At 68.4% G+C, this 15,285-nt stretch carries 14 protein-coding genes; 3 read left to right on the top strand and 11 right to left on the bottom strand.

What is annotated here, in order from left to right; all coding sequences use genetic code 11:
* Nucleotides 1-33: 33 nt before the first annotated feature.
* Together ACWCOV_RS07365 and ACWCOV_RS07370 are read right to left on the bottom strand one after the other, a co-directional pair.
* Nucleotides 34-1,161, bottom strand: a complete 1,128-nt coding sequence (locus ACWCOV_RS07365; protein ID WP_449828371.1) for a TerC family protein — start codon at nt 1,159-1,161, stop codon at nt 34-36.
* A gap of 354 nt (nt 1,162-1,515) precedes the next feature.
* Nucleotides 1,516-1,860, bottom strand: coding sequence for an MmcQ/YjbR family DNA-binding protein (locus ACWCOV_RS07370; RefSeq protein WP_449828372.1), 345 nt, complete (start codon nt 1,858-1,860; stop codon nt 1,516-1,518).
* Between the two features lie 57 nt (nt 1,861-1,917).
* On the opposite strand from ACWCOV_RS07370, the gene ACWCOV_RS07375 reads away from it, so the two are divergent.
* Nucleotides 1,918-2,847, top strand: coding sequence for a carbon-nitrogen hydrolase family protein (locus ACWCOV_RS07375; RefSeq protein WP_449828373.1), 930 nt, complete (start codon nt 1,918-1,920; stop codon nt 2,845-2,847).
* 85 nt (nt 2,848-2,932) lie between these two features.
* On the opposite strand, the gene uvrB is transcribed toward ACWCOV_RS07375, so the two are convergent.
* From uvrB to ACWCOV_RS07415, 8 genes are all read right to left on the bottom strand, one after another.
* Nucleotides 2,933-5,038 (bottom strand): excinuclease ABC subunit UvrB, encoded by a 2,106-nt coding sequence (gene uvrB / locus ACWCOV_RS07380; RefSeq protein WP_449828374.1) that lies wholly within the window; start codon nt 5,036-5,038, stop codon nt 2,933-2,935.
* A 58-nt stretch (nt 5,039-5,096) separates the two neighbouring features.
* Complete coding sequence (locus tag ACWCOV_RS07385; RefSeq protein ID WP_449828375.1) at nt 5,097-5,897, bottom strand: hypothetical protein; 801 nt, start codon at nt 5,895-5,897, stop codon at nt 5,097-5,099.
* A 34-nt stretch (nt 5,898-5,931) separates the two neighbouring features.
* Nucleotides 5,932-6,810, bottom strand: a complete 879-nt coding sequence (locus tag ACWCOV_RS07390) for a hypothetical protein (protein WP_449828376.1) — start codon at nt 6,808-6,810, stop codon at nt 5,932-5,934.
* Nucleotides 6,807-7,901, bottom strand: coding sequence for a hypothetical protein (locus ACWCOV_RS07395; protein WP_449828377.1), 1,095 nt, complete (start codon nt 7,899-7,901; stop codon nt 6,807-6,809). Before ACWCOV_RS07395 ends, ACWCOV_RS07390 begins: the two co-directional genes overlap by 4 nt.
* Nucleotides 7,898-9,103 carry a PrsW family intramembrane metalloprotease gene (locus ACWCOV_RS07400; RefSeq protein WP_449828378.1) on the bottom strand — a complete coding sequence of 402 codons (1,206 nt, stop codon included), beginning with the start codon at nt 9,101-9,103 and terminating at the stop codon, nt 7,898-7,900. The genes ACWCOV_RS07395 and ACWCOV_RS07400 overlap by 4 nt, the downstream gene beginning before the upstream one ends.
* Before the next feature lie 163 nt (nt 9,104-9,266).
* On the bottom strand, nt 9,267-9,860 hold the full coding sequence (gene coaE / locus ACWCOV_RS07405) for a dephospho-CoA kinase (RefSeq protein ID WP_449828397.1): 594 nt from the start codon (nt 9,858-9,860) through the stop codon (nt 9,267-9,269).
* 82 nt (nt 9,861-9,942) lie between these two features.
* Nucleotides 9,943-11,421: a 30S ribosomal protein S1 gene (rpsA, locus tag ACWCOV_RS07410; RefSeq protein WP_360535636.1), complete on the bottom strand. Its 1,479-nt coding sequence runs from the start codon at nt 11,419-11,421 to the stop codon at nt 9,943-9,945.
* A 251-nt stretch (nt 11,422-11,672) separates the two neighbouring features.
* Nucleotides 11,673-12,563, bottom strand: a complete 891-nt coding sequence (locus tag ACWCOV_RS07415) for a phosphotransferase family protein (protein WP_449828379.1) — start codon at nt 12,561-12,563, stop codon at nt 11,673-11,675.
* Between the two features lie 83 nt (nt 12,564-12,646).
* On the opposite strand from ACWCOV_RS07415, the gene ACWCOV_RS07420 reads away from it, so the two are divergent.
* Together ACWCOV_RS07420 and ACWCOV_RS07425 are read left to right on the top strand one after the other, a co-directional pair.
* The gene (locus tag ACWCOV_RS07420; protein WP_449828380.1) at nt 12,647-13,399 is read left to right on the top strand and encodes a MerR family transcriptional regulator; all 753 of its coding nucleotides are present in this window, start codon (nt 12,647-12,649) and stop codon (nt 13,397-13,399) included.
* A 9-nt stretch (nt 13,400-13,408) separates the two neighbouring features.
* Nucleotides 13,409-14,200, top strand: coding sequence for a class I SAM-dependent methyltransferase (locus tag ACWCOV_RS07425; protein WP_449828381.1), 792 nt, complete (start codon nt 13,409-13,411; stop codon nt 14,198-14,200).
* Here the strand turns inward: ACWCOV_RS07425 and ACWCOV_RS07430 are convergent.
* The gene (locus tag ACWCOV_RS07430; protein WP_449828382.1) at nt 14,159-15,262 is read right to left on the bottom strand and encodes a DUF3068 domain-containing protein; all 1,104 of its coding nucleotides are present in this window, start codon (nt 15,260-15,262) and stop codon (nt 14,159-14,161) included. The two genes, ACWCOV_RS07425 and ACWCOV_RS07430, sit on opposite strands and share 42 nt — an antisense overlap.
* Nucleotides 15,263-15,285 lie beyond the last annotated feature (23 nt).

Below are 15,285 nucleotides of genomic sequence, written 5' to 3' on the forward strand. Positions count from 1 at the left end.
CAAATGATGGTCTGGGGCGAACTGTGTTCTTGCTCAGCGCTTCTTGGCGTCCGACTGCTCGGGCTCCGGGATGGAGTCCAGTTCCGCCTTGGTCTTGTCGTCGATCGCCGGCTCGGTCTTGCCGTTCGGGGTCTCGACCGGGGTGGACTCGTCCAGCTCGCCGCCGCCGTCTGAGTCCGTGTGCCAGTGCGGCGGGTTCTTGGCGGACTTGCGGAGGCTGGCGACCGTGGTGATGCCCAGAGTGATGATGATGAAGCCCAGCGAGAACCAGATCGGGATCTCCGGGGCCCACTCGATGTGGTGACCGCCGTTGATGAACGGCAGCTCGTTCACGTGCATCGCGTGCAGGACCAGCTTCACGCCGATGAAGGCGAGCACGACGGACAGGCCGATCGACAGGTACACCAGCCGCTTCAGCAGGTCGCCGAGCAGGAAGTACAGCTGCCGCAGACCCATCAGGGCGAACACGTTCGCGGTGAAGACCAGGAACGGCTCCTGGGTGAGGCCGTAGATCGCCGGGATCGAGTCCAGCGCGAACAGCAGGTCGGTGGTGCCAAGCGCGATGATCACGATCGCCATCGGGGTGACGAGTCGCTTGCCGTTCTTGACGATCGTCAGCTTGACGCCGTTGTACTCGTCGGACGCGTTCAGCCGCTTCTTGGCGAACCGGATGACCGCGTTCTCCTTGTAGTCGTCGTCGTCGTTCTCACCCTGCATGGCCAGGTGGACGGCGGTGTAGACCAGGAACGCGCCGAACAGGTAGAAGATCCAGGAGAACTGGTTGATCGCGGCCGCGCCGACCGCGATGAAGATGCCGCGGAACACCAGCGCCAGGATGATGCCGACCAGCAGCGCGGTCTGCTGGTACTTCCTGGGCACGCCGAACCTGGACATGATGATCAGGAAGATGAACAGGTTGTCGACGCTGAGGCTGTACTCGGTCAGCCAGCCGGCGAAGAACTCTCCCGCGTACTGACCACCGGAGAACACCCAGACCCCGAGGCCGAAGACAATCGCCAGACCGACGTAGAACGCGATCGCGGTCGCCGACTCCCGGGTCGTCGGTTCATGCGGGCGCCGCCCGATGATGAAGACATCGAACGCGAGCAACGCCAGCAGCACACCGACGGTGATGTACCAAACGTAGTCAGCAACGTGCACAAGAAACCTCCGGAGCGCAGACGGAACAGGACTCCGAAGGTCTCTTCCGCCAGACTCGCTCGACGAGCCTGGCCGGCGGCACCGGGCGCGGGAAGCGAGTCCCTTGACCGTGATGACGATACCGCCGCGAAGGAATACTCCCCTTCTCCACCCCTATTCTGACCGGTCGATGTCCAAGTCACCAAATCCGGAGCGCCGTATCCTCTTGTCGGAATGATCACGGCCCGCAGTGGGAATATCCCCATTCGGTCACTGGTTGTACGCAGATGTCGCCCTCATCACACCCAGTCAGATTGTGTACGGCGTACTGTATACCCACCGTACCGACCCGGCGACCACCCGGTGTGACCGGCGTCACGGCCGTTTCGACTTCGGAAGTTTGGCCACGATCGTCTCGTACGACGTGTCGATCAGCTCGAGGATCTCGTCGTCGGGCACGGCGCCGCCGAGCCGGACCGTGTTCCAGCCCGACCGGCCGATGTACGCCATCTTCTCGACGTCACCCGGATAGGTGTCGACCAGCTCGTCGGCCTCCTCCCGGTTGGCGCCGCACTTGATCCCGACCCCGTCGCCACCGAGGAACGCGAAGATCTTGTCGCCGACCTTCGCCACCAGGTCCCCCTCCCACGGCTCGTCCTGCCAAGCCCCCGGCTTCCCCAGGCAGTGCTCCAGCACGTCGTCACCGGTCAGTCTCGTCATCCCACTTCCCCTCCAGCCACGCCTACGCCCGCACGACGAAACCGTACGCTGCCGGACATGACTTCCGTTGTGGTTGCCGCCGTGCAGGCCGGCTCGACGTTGTTCGACACGCCCGCGACGCTGGGGACGGCGGAGCGGTACGTGCGGGAGGCCGCGGCGGGTGGCGCGCGGCTGATCGTGCTGCCGGAGGCGTTCCTGGGCGGGTATCCGAAGGGGCTCGACTTCGGGATCACGGTCGGCTCGCGGTCGCCGGAGGGCCGGGACGTCTTCCGGCGGTACCGCGAGGCTGCGGTGGAGCTGCCCGGGCCGGAGATCGCCCGGCTGGCAGAACTGGCCGCGGAGCTGGACGTCCACCTCGTCGCCGGGGTGATCGAGCGGGCCGGGGGAACGCTGTACTGCACCGCGGTCTTCATCGATCCGCAGCGCGGGCTCGTCGCGACGCATCGCAAGCTCATGCCGACCGCGGCGGAGCGCTACCTCTGGGGACAGGGCGACGGCTCGACCATGCCGGCCGTGCAGACCGAGGTCGGCGTGTTGGGCGCGGCCATCTGCTGGGAGAACTACATGCCGCTGTTCCGGCAGTCGATGTACTCCAAGGGCGTGCAGCTCTGGTGTGCGCCGACGGTCGACGACCGCGACCAGTGGCAGGCCACCATGCGGCACATCGCGCTCGAAGGCCGGTGCTTCGTGATCAGCGCGAACCAGTACCTCACCCGCGCCGACCTGCCGGACGACGTCCACCCGATCCAGGGCGACGCGCCGGAGACCGTGCTCATCGACGGCGGCAGCGTGTTCGTCTCGCCGCTCGGCGAGGTGCTCGCCGGACCGCTGCGCGGCGGTCCGGGCGTCCTGGTCGCCGAGCTCGATCTCGGCGACCTGGACCGCGCGAAGTTCGACTTCGACGCCGACGGGCACTACGCCCGCCCGGACGTCTTCACCCTCACTGTCGACGAGTCCCCCAAGCCGACCGTCGTCCGGCGTCCGTGAGCAACGCCGACCTGAGCCCGCCGACCTGAGGCCGCCGGCCTGACCCGGCCGGCCTAGCCGACGCGGGCCCCCGACAACCGGCCGGCTACTTGGCGCCGGCGGCGGTCATCTGGCGGAGCTCCTTCTTCAGCTCGGAGATCTCGTCGCGGTACCGGGCGGCTACCTCGAACTGGAGCTCGGCCGCGGCGTTGTGCATCTGGTCGGTCAGCTGCTGGATCAGGTCGGCCAGGTCCGACGACGGCAGGCCGCCGGCCAGCTCCTTCGCCTTCTCCCCCGCCTTCGCCTTGCCGCCGCCCGGGACCGGCGCCTTGCCGCGCGACTGGGTCCGGCCGGAGCCGAGCAGCTCAGCGGTGTCGGCGTCCTCGCGGGCCAGCATGTCGGTGATGTCGGCGATCTTCTTCCGCAGCGGCTGCGGGTCGATCCCGGCTTCCTTGTTGTAGGCCATCTGCTTGGCCCGGCGCCGGTTCGTCTCGTCGATCGCCTGCTCCATCGACGGGGTGATCTTGTCGGCGTACATGAACACCTGGCCGGACACGTTCCGGGCGGCACGGCCGATGGTCTGGATCAGCGACCGGCCGGACCGCAGGAAGCCCTCCTTGTCGGCGTCCAGGATCGCGACCAGCGACACCTCCGGCAGGTCGAGGCCCTCACGCAGCAGGTTGATGCCGACGAGGACGTCGTACTCCCCCATCCGCAGCTCGCGGAGCAGCTCGACGCGGCGGAGGGTGTCGACCTCGGAGTGCAGGTACCTGGTCCGGATACCCATCTCGAGCAGGTAGTCGGTCAGGTCCTCGGACATCTTCTTGGTCAGCGTGGTGACCAGGACCCGCTCGTCGCGCTCGACCCGGAGCCGGATCTCGTGGATCAGGTCGTCGATCTGGCCCTTGGTCGGCTTCACGATCACCTCGGGGTCGACCAGGCCGGTCGGCCGGATGATCTGCTCGACGAACCCGTCGGACTTGTCCTGCTCGTACTGCCCCGGGGTGGCGGACAGGTAGACGGTCTGGCCGATCCGCTCCAGGAACTCCTCCCAGCGCAGCGGCCGGTTGTCCATCGCCGACGGCAGCCGGAACCCGTGCTCGACCAGCGTCCGCTTCCGGGACATGTCGCCCTCGTACATCCCGCCGATCTGCGGGACGGTCACGTGCGACTCGTCGATGACGAGCAGGAAGTCCTCCGGGAAGTAGTCCAGCAGGCAGTGCGGCGCCGACCCCGGCTCGCGGCCGTCGGTGTGGCGGGAGTAGTTCTCGATGCCCGAGCAGGTGCCGATCTGGCGCATCATCTCGATGTCGTACGTCGTGCGCATCCGCAGCCGCTGCGCCTCGAGCAACTGCCCGTTGCGCTCCAGCTCGGCCAGCCGCTCCTCGAGCTCGGCCTCGATTGAGGTGATCGCGCGCTCCATCTTCTCCGGCGCGGTGACGTAGTGCGTCGCGGCGCCGATGTAGACCTCGTCCTCCTCGCTCAGCACCTCACCGGTCAGCGGGTGCAGCGTCATCACCCGCTCGATCTCGTCACCGAAGAACTCCACCCGGACGGCGAGCTCCTGGTACACCGGGAACACCTCGAGCGTGTCGCCGCGGACCCGGAACGTGCCCCGGGTGCCGGCCAGGTCGTTGCGCGCGTACTGCACCCCGACGAGCTTCCGCAGGAGCCCGTCGCGGTCCATCTCGGTGCCGACCTTCACGTGGATCATCCGGTTCAGGTACTCGTCGGCGGAGCCCAGGCCGTAGATGCAGGAGACGGTCGCGACCACGACGACGTCGCGGCGGGTCAGCAGCGACCAGGTCGCCGAGTGCCGCAGCCGCTCGACCTCCTCGTTGATCGAGGAGTCCTTCTCGATGTAGGTGTCCGTCTGCGGGACGTACGCCTCCGGCTGGTAGTAGTCGTAGTAGGAGACGAAGTACTCGACGGCATTGGCCGGGAAGAAGTGCCGCAGCTCGTTCGCGAACTGGGCGGCGAGCGTCTTGTTCGGCTGCAGGATCAGCATCGGCCGCTGGATCCGCTCGGCCAGCCAGGCGATGGTGGCCGTCTTGCCGGTGCCGGTGGCGCCGAGCAGGACGACGTCCTGCTCGCCGGAGTTGATCCGGCGCTCGAGGTCCGCGATCGCGGTCGGCTGGTCGCCTGCCGGCTCGAAATCCGACACGACCTTGAGCGGCGCGACCATCCGCTGGAGATCCGAGACCTGTCTCATGCCCTCCACCGTACGGCGCGCCGCCGACAGTTTCTAAAAACCCCAGGTCAGACGCTGTTCAGAAGCTCTTGACCAGGGTGTTGTTCATGTAGATCAGCTCGCCGACCCGGCGCTTGTAGACCCTGGACTCCAGCGCCGCGTCGGTCGCGGTGACCTTGTCGAACTGGTCCTGGTAGGCGGTCACGAAACCCTGCATCTTGATCTGGCGGCCGTTCTTGGCCACCCAGATGCCGCTGTACGACAGCGCGTAGCAGGCCTTGATCGCCTCGTTGGCCGGCTTGCAGGTGACGCCCTTGCCGATCTTGACGTTCTTCATGTCGTTCGACTCGATGTCGACGAGGTGCTCGGCGAAGCCCTTGGCGTCGTACAGCTCGGTCTGCCGGACCCAGTAGTAGCCGTCGATCAGGCCGCGCGCGTTGAACTGCTGCAGGATGTAGTTCTTGCCGCCCTTGGACTTGTCCCAGTCCGGCAGCCAGCCCCGGGCCGGGGTGAACCAGATCCCGCCGCCGACCTCGACGCCGGTGTCGTTCGGGCCTTTGGTGATCACCGGCTTGGTCGGCGTCGGCGGCGTGTACAGGGTGCCGACCGGGTTCGGCGTCTGCTCCGCGACCGGCGTCTCGTCGTCCCCGCCGGTGACCAGCAGGACCACACCGACCGCGACCAGGACGACGGCCAGCACCGCGCCGACGATGATGATCCACTGCGACCGGTTCGACTTCCGCTGCTGCGGCCGCTGCGGTCCGGTCCCCCAACCGCCGGCCGGGGGTCCACCGGGCCCGCCGGCGTAGGGGGCCTGGCCCCAGCCGCCGGCCGAGGGGGCGGGTGGCGGTCCCGGGGGCGGCCCGTACTGCTGACTCATGGTTCTTCCTCGCGGTATGTCATCGATGTGGTCATCAGAGGCTGTCGAGCACCGACTTCTTCATCGTCTCGGCGTCCGCCTCGGCCTTCTGGGCGAAGTCGACCCTGGTGCGGAAGTCCAGGGCGGTGGCCACGTTGTCCTTGCGCCGGTACACCTCGACGTAGCCCTGCACCTTCACGTCCTGCCCGGTCTTGTCCTTGGCGGTGGAGGTGTAGCTGATCGCGACGCACTCCTCCAAGACGTCCTTCGGGCACGGCAGGTTCCGGGTGTTCCCGAGCTGGGCGATCTCGTTCTCGGTCTCGCCCTCGACGATCGCCAGCAGGTACGCCTGCGCGGTGACGTTCTGCTTCTGCCGGACCCAGAAGAACGCCCGCGGCTCGCCGTTCGGCGCGTACGTGACGAGCTCCTTGCCCTGCGTCTCCTTCGCCAGCAGGCTCCAGCCCTCCACCGGTACGACCGACACGCCGAAGCCGACCTGGAGCGCGTTGGCAGGCGGCGCGTACGACGTCACCGGCGTGCTGACCGTCGGAGCCGGCGTCGGCGGCTGCTCGGCGGTGTCGTCGCCACCACCGGACAGCAGCACCAGCGCGACCGCGACCAGCACGACCACGATCAGCCCGGCGCCGATCGGAAGCAGCAGCGGCGGGATCCGCGGGCCCTTCTTCTCCGGCGGCGGCCGGCGCAGCGAGGGCGGTCCGACCTTCTCGCCCCAGGCGGAGCTCGTCTCCGTGGCCGGACCGGGGCCGGGGCCCGGCGTATCCGTCCACGGACTGGGTGGCGGAGGCACTTCGAGGTTCCACGGCGAGGGCGGCAGCTCCGGTTCCTTCGCAGCTGCCGCCTCGTCGGAGTCGGGTCCCGGCTGGTTGACCCAGGGGTTGCCCCCGCCGGAACCCTTGTCGCGCTTGCCGTTCACTGGCTCTTGACCACCGACTGCAGCATCTTGGTGGTGTCCGCCTCGGCGGTCGCGACCTTGTCCTTGCGCGCGTACACCCGGATCACGGTGATCACGCCGTCCTCGCGCTCGACGACGCCGACGAACCCGACCACCTGCAGGCTGCCGTTCTGGGTGGTCGACACCGCCGAGTAGCTCTGGGTGGTGACGACCTTGACCGGGGTCTTGTCGTTCTCGCCCGGCTTGGTCTCCCGCGGCGAGTTCGTCTTGACGTTCGACAGGCCCTTGGTCTCGGCCTTCAGCAGCTGCGGCAGCACCGTCGCCGTGGTCTCACCCTCGGCCTTGAACACGTTCACCATGAAGTACGCCTCGCCCTGCTTGAGCAGGTAGACGCCCTTGAAGTTGTCCAGGCTCTTGCGGATGTAGCCCGGCTGCGGCTTCACGTAGACGCCTTCGCCGACCTCGATGCCCTCGTCGGCGTTGGTCGGCTCCGGCGACGGCGACGGCGACGGGTTCTCGGTGGTCGTGGTGGTCGGCTCCGGGTTCGGGGCCGCCTCCTTCTCGTCACCGCGGCCGAAGATCAGCGCCAGGACGACACCGATCACCGCGACGACGGCCAGGCCGCCGCCGGCCAGGTACAGGATCTTGTTGCCACCCTTGCCCCGCGGAGGCTGGCCGCCGTACTGACCCCACTGCTGCTGTTGCTGGCCGTAGCCCTGCTGCTGCGGGTAGCCCTGCTGGCCCGGGTACTGCTGTTGCTGACCCGGGTACTGCTGCTGGCCGGGGTACTGCTGGCCACCAGGCTGGCCACCGGGCTGCTGGCCCTGGTACGGCGGCTGACCCGGCTGACCGTAGCCCGGCGGAGGCTGCTGCGGCCGCCCGTACCCAGGCTGCTGACCCGGCTGCTGCCCATACCCCGGCTGCTGCTGACCAGGCTGCGGCTGACCGGGCTGCCCGTAGCCAGGCTGCGGCTGACCCGGCTGTCCGTAGCCAGGCTGCTGACCGGGGTGCTGCCCAGGCTGCTGGCCGGGCTGCTGACCGTAGCCCGGCTGGCCGCCGTACGGCTGCTGCCCCTGGCCGCCCTGCCCGTAGGGCGGTTGCTGGTTGCTCATGCCTGCGTCTCCCCGGTCGTCGCCTCGTACCCACCTGCTGCAGCCGGCGCTGCCACTCCGCGGGCGGACTTCGGCACGGATCGCACCGAGTTGCCGCAGGCGGAGCAGAAGTCGGAGTGTGGCAGCAGCGGCATCTCACAGCGCGAGCAGAACGCCAGGTCGCCCGACGCGTGGTTGGAACCGCCGCGCGCGGCCGCCTCCAGCGCCGCCTCGAGCAGGCCCTTGTGCAGCACCGAGCGGACCCGGATGATCAGCGCGCCGAGCAGCAACAGGCCCCAGACCACGCCGAGGATCGAGCCGACCGTCGAGCCGTGGCCGCCGACGAACCCGAGCAGGTAGACCCCGCCCTGGAACAGCGCGTTGACCGCGATCGCCTGGATGACTCCGGCCACCCAGCGCGGGGTGAACCCGTCGTACCCCTCGCCCAGGCCGGAGAACTCGGCGGCGGCGAGGCCGGTCGCGGACCCGTAGATCAGCGGCTTGATGAACCCGTGCAGCACCACGATCGAGATCCAGGTGCCGGCGCTGCTGCCCGGCCCGGCGAACCCGCCGCTGATCCAGCCCCAGTGCAGCACCAGGGTCTCGAAGCAGGCGAACCCGACTCCGGCCACCACGCCGAACGTGAAGCCGTCCATCAGGTCGTCGTACCGCGGCCGCGAGGCCAGGTAGAGCGGGCCGACCTGCCGGATCAGCTCCGACACGACCGGCACCAGCAGGAGCAGGATCAGCAGGTCCCGCGCGGCCGGGCCGGCGTCGGTGCCGCCGATCGTGTCGATCGACAGCACGAGCTTGTCCGACCACAGCCAGGTGAAGACCGCGGCCAGGACGCCGGTCAGCACGAACGCGGCCGCGACGACCGGGATCGGCTCGTCCTCCCACAGGTTCACGTCGTACAGGTAGAGGATGTAGACGATCGGGATGGAGAAGGCGGCCACCATGATCGCCACCGGCAGCGCGCCGAGCGCGGCCGTGACCACGGTCAGCAGCAGCGCGATGCCCAGCGCGACCTTGTACGTGTAGGGCTGCTTGCCCGAGCCCTGCGGCATGATCGTGGAGACCAGCCGGAACGACGCCACCGGCTCATCCGGCCTGGCGGCGTACGCCTTCTTCCGCTCGGCGTCCCCGGAGCGCACGTCGTTGCCACAGTGGTGGCAGAAGTGCGACACCTCGGGGACGTCTGAGTTGCAGCGCGGACAGACCACGCCATCCTCCCAACCTCGGACGTCCGCACCGGCGCGGGCCGCGCCGGCGGTGCTCGCGACCCAGTCGCCTGGGCCGGACCGGGACAGATTCTTGTACAGGCCGGCCAGGATTCATCATTTACCGCGCAGGGGTCACGCTTTCGTGTCCGGACCGTGCCCTGAATCAGCTCGCGCGGGTCTGTAACTCTTCCCACACCTCGGCGACCCGGCGGTCCAGGTCCGCGAGACTGCCTGAGTTGTCAACGACGACGTCGGCCACCGCCAGCCGTTGCTCCCGGGACGCCTGGCTGGCGATCCGCTGCTGTGCTTCCGCCTCGGTCATCCCGCGCTGCGCGGTGAGCCGCTCGACCTGCACCTCGACCGGTACGTCGACGATCAGCAGCACGTCGAACTTGCCGGCCTGACCGGTCTCGACCAGCAGCGGGATGTCGTGCACCACCACCGCACCGGCCGGCGCGGACGCCTCGATCTCGGCTGCCCGGGCCCGGACCCGCGGGTGGATGATCGCCTCCAGCTTCCGCCGGGCCGCCTCGTCGCCGAACACGATCCGCCCGACCGCCGGCCGGTCCAGCTCACCCTCGGCAGTCAGTACGCCGTCGCCGAACACCTCGACCACCTCGGCCAGCCCGGCGGTGCCCTTCGCGACCACCTCGCGCGCCAGCACGTCGGAGTCGATCACCACCGCGCCGCGCTCGGCCAGCCGCGCCGACACCGCACTCTTCCCGGACCCGATCCCGCCGGTCAGTCCCACTCTCAGCACAGGCAGCACCCTATCGACGTGCGAGACCCCCGCACCCAGTACGGGGGTGCGGGGGTCTCGGGTCCTGCTGTGGTCAGGCTCAGCCCTGGCCGGTCAGCTTCTCGCGGAGGGCCTGCAGCGCCTCGTCGGAAGCGAGCGCGCCCTCGACGGGAGCGTCGTCCTTCGGAGCCGCGGCGGAGGAGTACGTCGACGCCTCGCCGGCCTCGACGTCGGCCGTCTTGGCCTCCTCGATCTGCTTCTTGTGGGCCTCCCAGCGCGCGTGGGCCTCGGCGTACTGCCGCTCCCACTCCTCACGCTGCTTGTCGAAGCCCTCGAGCCACTCGCCGGTCTCCGGGTCGAAGCCCTCGGGGTAGACGTAGTTGCCCTGCTCGTCGTACGTCGCGGTCATGCCGTACAGCGTCGGGTCGAAGTCGTCCGAGACCGGGTCGACACCCTCGTTGGCCTGCTTGAGCGACAGCGAGATCCGGCGCCGCTCCAGGTCGATGTCGATGATCTTGACCATGACGTCGTCGTTGACCTGGACGACCTGCTCCGGGATCTCGACGTGCCGCTCGGCCAGCTCGGAGATGTGCACCAGACCCTCGATGCCCTCCTCCACGCGGACGAACGCACCGAACGGAACCAGCTTGGTGACCTTGCCGGGCACGATCTGGCCCATCTGGTGGGTCCGGGCGAACTGCTGCCACGGGTCTTCCTGGGTCGCCTTCAGCGACAGCGAGACGCGCTCGCGGTCCATGTCGACGTCCAGCACCTCGACGGTGACCTCCTGGCCGACCTCGACCACCTCGGTCGGGTGGTCGATGTGCTTCCAGGACAGCTCCGAGACGTGCACCAGGCCGTCGACGCCGCCGAGGTCCACGAACGCGCCGAAGTTGACGATCGAGGAGACGACACCCTTGCGGATCTGGCCCTTCTGCAGCTGGGTGAGGAAGTTCATCCGCACCTCGGACTGCGTCTGCTCCAGCCACGCCCGGCGGGACAGGACCACGTTGTTGCGGTTCTTGTCCAGCTCGATGATCTTGGCCTCGATCTCCTGGCCGACGTACGGCTGGAGGTCGCGGACCCGGCGCATCTCGACGAGCGACGCCGGCAGGAAGCCGCGCAGGCCGATGTCCAGGATGAGACCACCCTTGACGACCTCGATGACGGTTCCGGTGACGACGCCGTCCTCTTCCTTGATCTTCTCGATCGTGCCCCAGGCCTTCTCGTACTGGGCGCGCTTCTTCGAGAGGATCAGACGGCCTTCCTTGTCCTCCTTCTGGAGAACGAGGGCCTCGACGTGGTCGCCGACGTTGACGACCTCGTTCGGGTCGACGTCGTGCTTGATCGACAGCTCGCGGGAGGGGATGACGCCTTCGGTCTTGTAACCGATGTCGAGCAGGACCTCGTCCCGGTCGACCTTGACGATGGTGCCCTCGACGATGTCGCCGTCGTTGAAGTACTTGATGGTCTGATCGATCGCCGCGAGGAAGTCTTCCTCCGACCCGATGTCATTGACCGCTACCTGCGGGGTGTTGCGCACTGCGGGGTCGAGAGGTGCCTCGATGCTGGCCGTCATGTGGTGGGTTGCTCCGTGGACTGGTGGTGTCGTGCGGTTGCGTCATGAACCGTTGGATCGCACCAAACCGCTGGATTGCCTGAAGAGCACAGATTCACCACCGAGCTGCTGCGAGCACGAGCCTGCTCCGTCCGAGGTCGCGCGGGCCCATAGCGCACATCACAGAATACCGGTCTTGACGAAGGCAGCACAACCTGGGGCACCCGGTCCCTACCGGCCGCCCGCCGAGGTGTCCCGACGTGCCACTCATCTCAATGTACGACGTCCAGGGCGGGCCGTCCTCCAGCGAGCGTACTCGTGTCCGCCATCCGAGCAACCAGATCGTGTGCAGCCGCTGCGATCTCGTGCTCGGTCGACCGCGCGGCGAGCTCCAGCAGCGCCCACAGGTCCGCCGCCCGGCCGAGGTCCACCAGCGGCTCACCCAGGTCCAGCCCGCTCCCCCGGAGCACGCTCAGCACGGCACCGGCGAGCACCGGGTCCTGACAGAACCGGAAAAGGTTTCCCAAGTCCGTGTACGGCGACCCCGCGTGCGCGAACTCCCAGTCGATCAGCCCGGTGATCCGCGCGGTCGCCGGGTCCACCAGCAGGTTCTTCGGATTGAAGTCACTGTGCACCAGGCAGACCCGGTCGACCCCGTCGGCGAGCACGTCACCGGCGTACTCGACGACCTTCCGGAAGCCGGCGACCTGTTCGTGGTCGAACCCGAGGTCGAGACTGTCGAAGTACTCCTCCAGGTCACCGGACCCGAATGGCTCCACGGCCAGCTCGCCGCCGCGGAACATCCCGAAAGTGAGGAACGGCATCCCGCTCAGCCGGACCAGCAACTCACCCAACTGCTCGCCGACCCGCCGCCGGTCCTCGGCGCCCGCCGTCTCCAGGTAGAGCTGCAGGTTGACCCCCGGCAGCCGCTCGGTCAGCACGTACGGCGGATCCTCCGGCGAGCCCTCCCGCTTCGCGTCCAGGATCCGCGGCACCGGCAGCAGCCCCCGCACGAGCTGCAGCAACGCCGCGTCGACAGCCGCCCGCTCCGGGTCCTTCACGTACAGCTTCAGCACGGCGTCCTCACCCGCGGCGCTGACCGCATACGTCTGACCGCCGTACCCACCCGTCAGCGGCACGGCGCTGGCCGCGAAATCAGTCATGCCGGAGATCCTGCCAAATAGATTTGAAGTTGACGTAGCGGCAACATCTAGGGTCGAGCGTGTCGACGGAGAGGAGCAGCACGATGGCGTGGTCGATCGCGGAGGTGGCCCGGGCATCCGGTGTCACCTCACGCACGCTGCGGCACTACCACTCCATCGGGCTGCTGGCGCCGGCGCGGACCGCCCCGAACGGGCGCCGGTACTACGAGCAGGAGCAGCTGCTGCGGTTGCAGCAGATCCTGCTGCTGCGGGACCTCGGGCTGAGCCTCGACGTGGTTGCCGAGGTCATCGAGCACCGGAGCAGCCAGGACACCATCGAGGTGCTTGCCCGGCACAAGGAGTGGCTGCTGCGTGAGCAGCTGCGGCTCGGGCAGCTGGTACGGACCGTCGACTCGACGATCGAGAACCTGAGGAAAGGAGGAGAGATGTCACCGGAGAAGGTCTTCGAAGGGTTCGAGCACAACCCGTACGAGGCCGAGGCTCGTGAGCGCTGGGGTGACGAAGCCGTGGACGCCAGCTACGAGCGGATGCGCGGCTGGTCCGAGGCGGACGCCGAGAAGGCCCGCACCGGCTACACCCGGGTGCACGAGGGCTTGGCCGCGCTGAAGGCGAAGGGGACCGACGTGGTCGAGCTGAGTGTGCAGGAGCTGATCCAGCTGCACTACGAGGTCACCTGCCTGTTCTGGACGCCGGCACGTACGGCGTACAAGAACCTCGGGCAGATGTACGTCGACGACGAACGCTTCCGGCAGAACATCGGCAGCGGCGACGACGCCCTGGTCGAGTACCTGCGGGACGCGATGGCCGTGTACGCCGACAACCGGCTGGACGCGTAACCTGACCGGGTGGCCGAGCCGCGCAGAGTAGAGCTGACCGAGTCCCAGACCTCACGAGCCAGCCGCACCTACTGGGACTCCGCGGCGAAGGAGTACCTCGCGGAGCATGGCGAGTTCCTCGGCGACGACCGCTTCGTCTGGTGCCCGGAGGGTGTCGACGAGGAGCACGCCCGGCTGCTCGGCCCGGTGCGGAACAAACGGATCCTCGAAGTCGGCTGCGGCGGCGCCCAGTGCTCGCGCTGGCTCGTCGGGCAGGGCGCCGACGTGGTCGCCTTCGACATCTCGCTCGAGCAGCTCAGGATCGCCCGGCAACTCGATGCGCGGACCGGCACCGCCGTACGGACCGTCGCCGCGGACGCGACGGCCCTGCCGTACCGGGACGCGACCTTCGACATCGTCTGCTCGGCCTTCGGAGCCCTGCCGTTCGTCGCCGACGCGGGCACCGCACTCCAGGAGATCGCCAGGACTCTCAAGCCTGGCGGGCTGCTGGTGTTCTCGGTGACCCACCCGTTCCGCTGGACCATGCCGGACGACCCGTCGCCGTCCGGCCTGCGCATCACCCACTCCTACTTCGACCGCACGCCGTACGTCGAGGTCGACGACACCGGTACGCCGATCTACGCCGAGCACCACCGGACGACCGGCGACTGGATCCGCGCGCTCACCACAGCCGGCTTCGTCGTCGACGACCTGCTGGAGCCGGAGTGGCCCGCCGGCCACGACCTGGTCTGGGGTGGCTGGGGGCCCGACCGTGGCCCGCTAGTCCCCGGCACCGCCATCTGGTCCGCCCACCGGCTCTGAGCGCGGCCGCAGCTGGAAGAACGCGACTGCCGCGAGCAGCAGCAGGCCGAGGATCAGCGACACCAGCGGCACCCAGAAGCCGATCAGGTTCAGCTGGAACGCCTTCGACTGGTAGCCACCCTCGGCGACGTCGTTCTCGACCGCGCCCTTCACGTTCTTCGTCACGGTCGCGTCGTCGTACTCGATCGACACCTGGGTCGCGGTCAGCTTGTCCTCGCCGTTGTAGGCGATGGTGGCCTGCTGCTGCTCCCTGCCCTTGATGATCGCGCCGGTGATCGGCTCGACCCACAGGGTCCGGGTGTTCTTGTACGTGCGCTGCACCTCGACCGAGTCGCGGCCCGGCTCGTCGACCAGGTTGCCCGGCACCAGCAGCGGCTTCGCGAGTGCGACCTCCTGCTTGGGCACCTCCTGCTCGAAGACGTAGACCTTCAGGCCCTTGAGCGTGTCCGTCTTCTTGTAGTGGATCGGGAACGCCTTGCGCAGCGTGCTGTCCCAGAACTGGTAGGTCGTCTTCTCGGTGCCGAACGGGAACTTCAGCACCAACCCCTCGTGCCCCTTGAACAGCGGGCTGTTCGGGTCGGGCCGCAGCCGGTCCGCCTTCTCGATCGTGGTGGCGATGTACTCGCCGCTGTTGTCGTCACCCGACGGGTTCCAGCGCACCGCCTCACCGGTGTGCGCGTCCAGCACGACCCGCTCCTGCACGAAGCTCAGCGGCAGGTCCGCGGTCTTCGAGGCGTCGTCGGGGAACTGGTAGTTCTTCGAGTCGTCGGTCACCACGGCGGTGTCGAACACGACGACCTTGCGGTTCAGCGCCTTGCTGATCTTCTCGGCCGCGACCACGTCACCGCGGACGGTCCGGCGGGCCTCCAGCTCGACGTCATGCTTCTCCTTCAGCTCCGCGATGCTGAAGATCGTCGCGTCCGGCCCGGCCGACACCGTGTGCGCGACCTGGTCCGCCGGCGCCACCGCGAGCGCCGGATACGCGTAGAACCTGGCCAGCGCGGCCACGCCCACGAAGAACACCCCGAGCCCGATCAACGTCGCTCGACTACGAGTCCCCACTGCTTCCCCTCCCGGTCTGTCCG

Source organism: Kribbella sp. NPDC002412 (genome assembly GCF_053592935.1).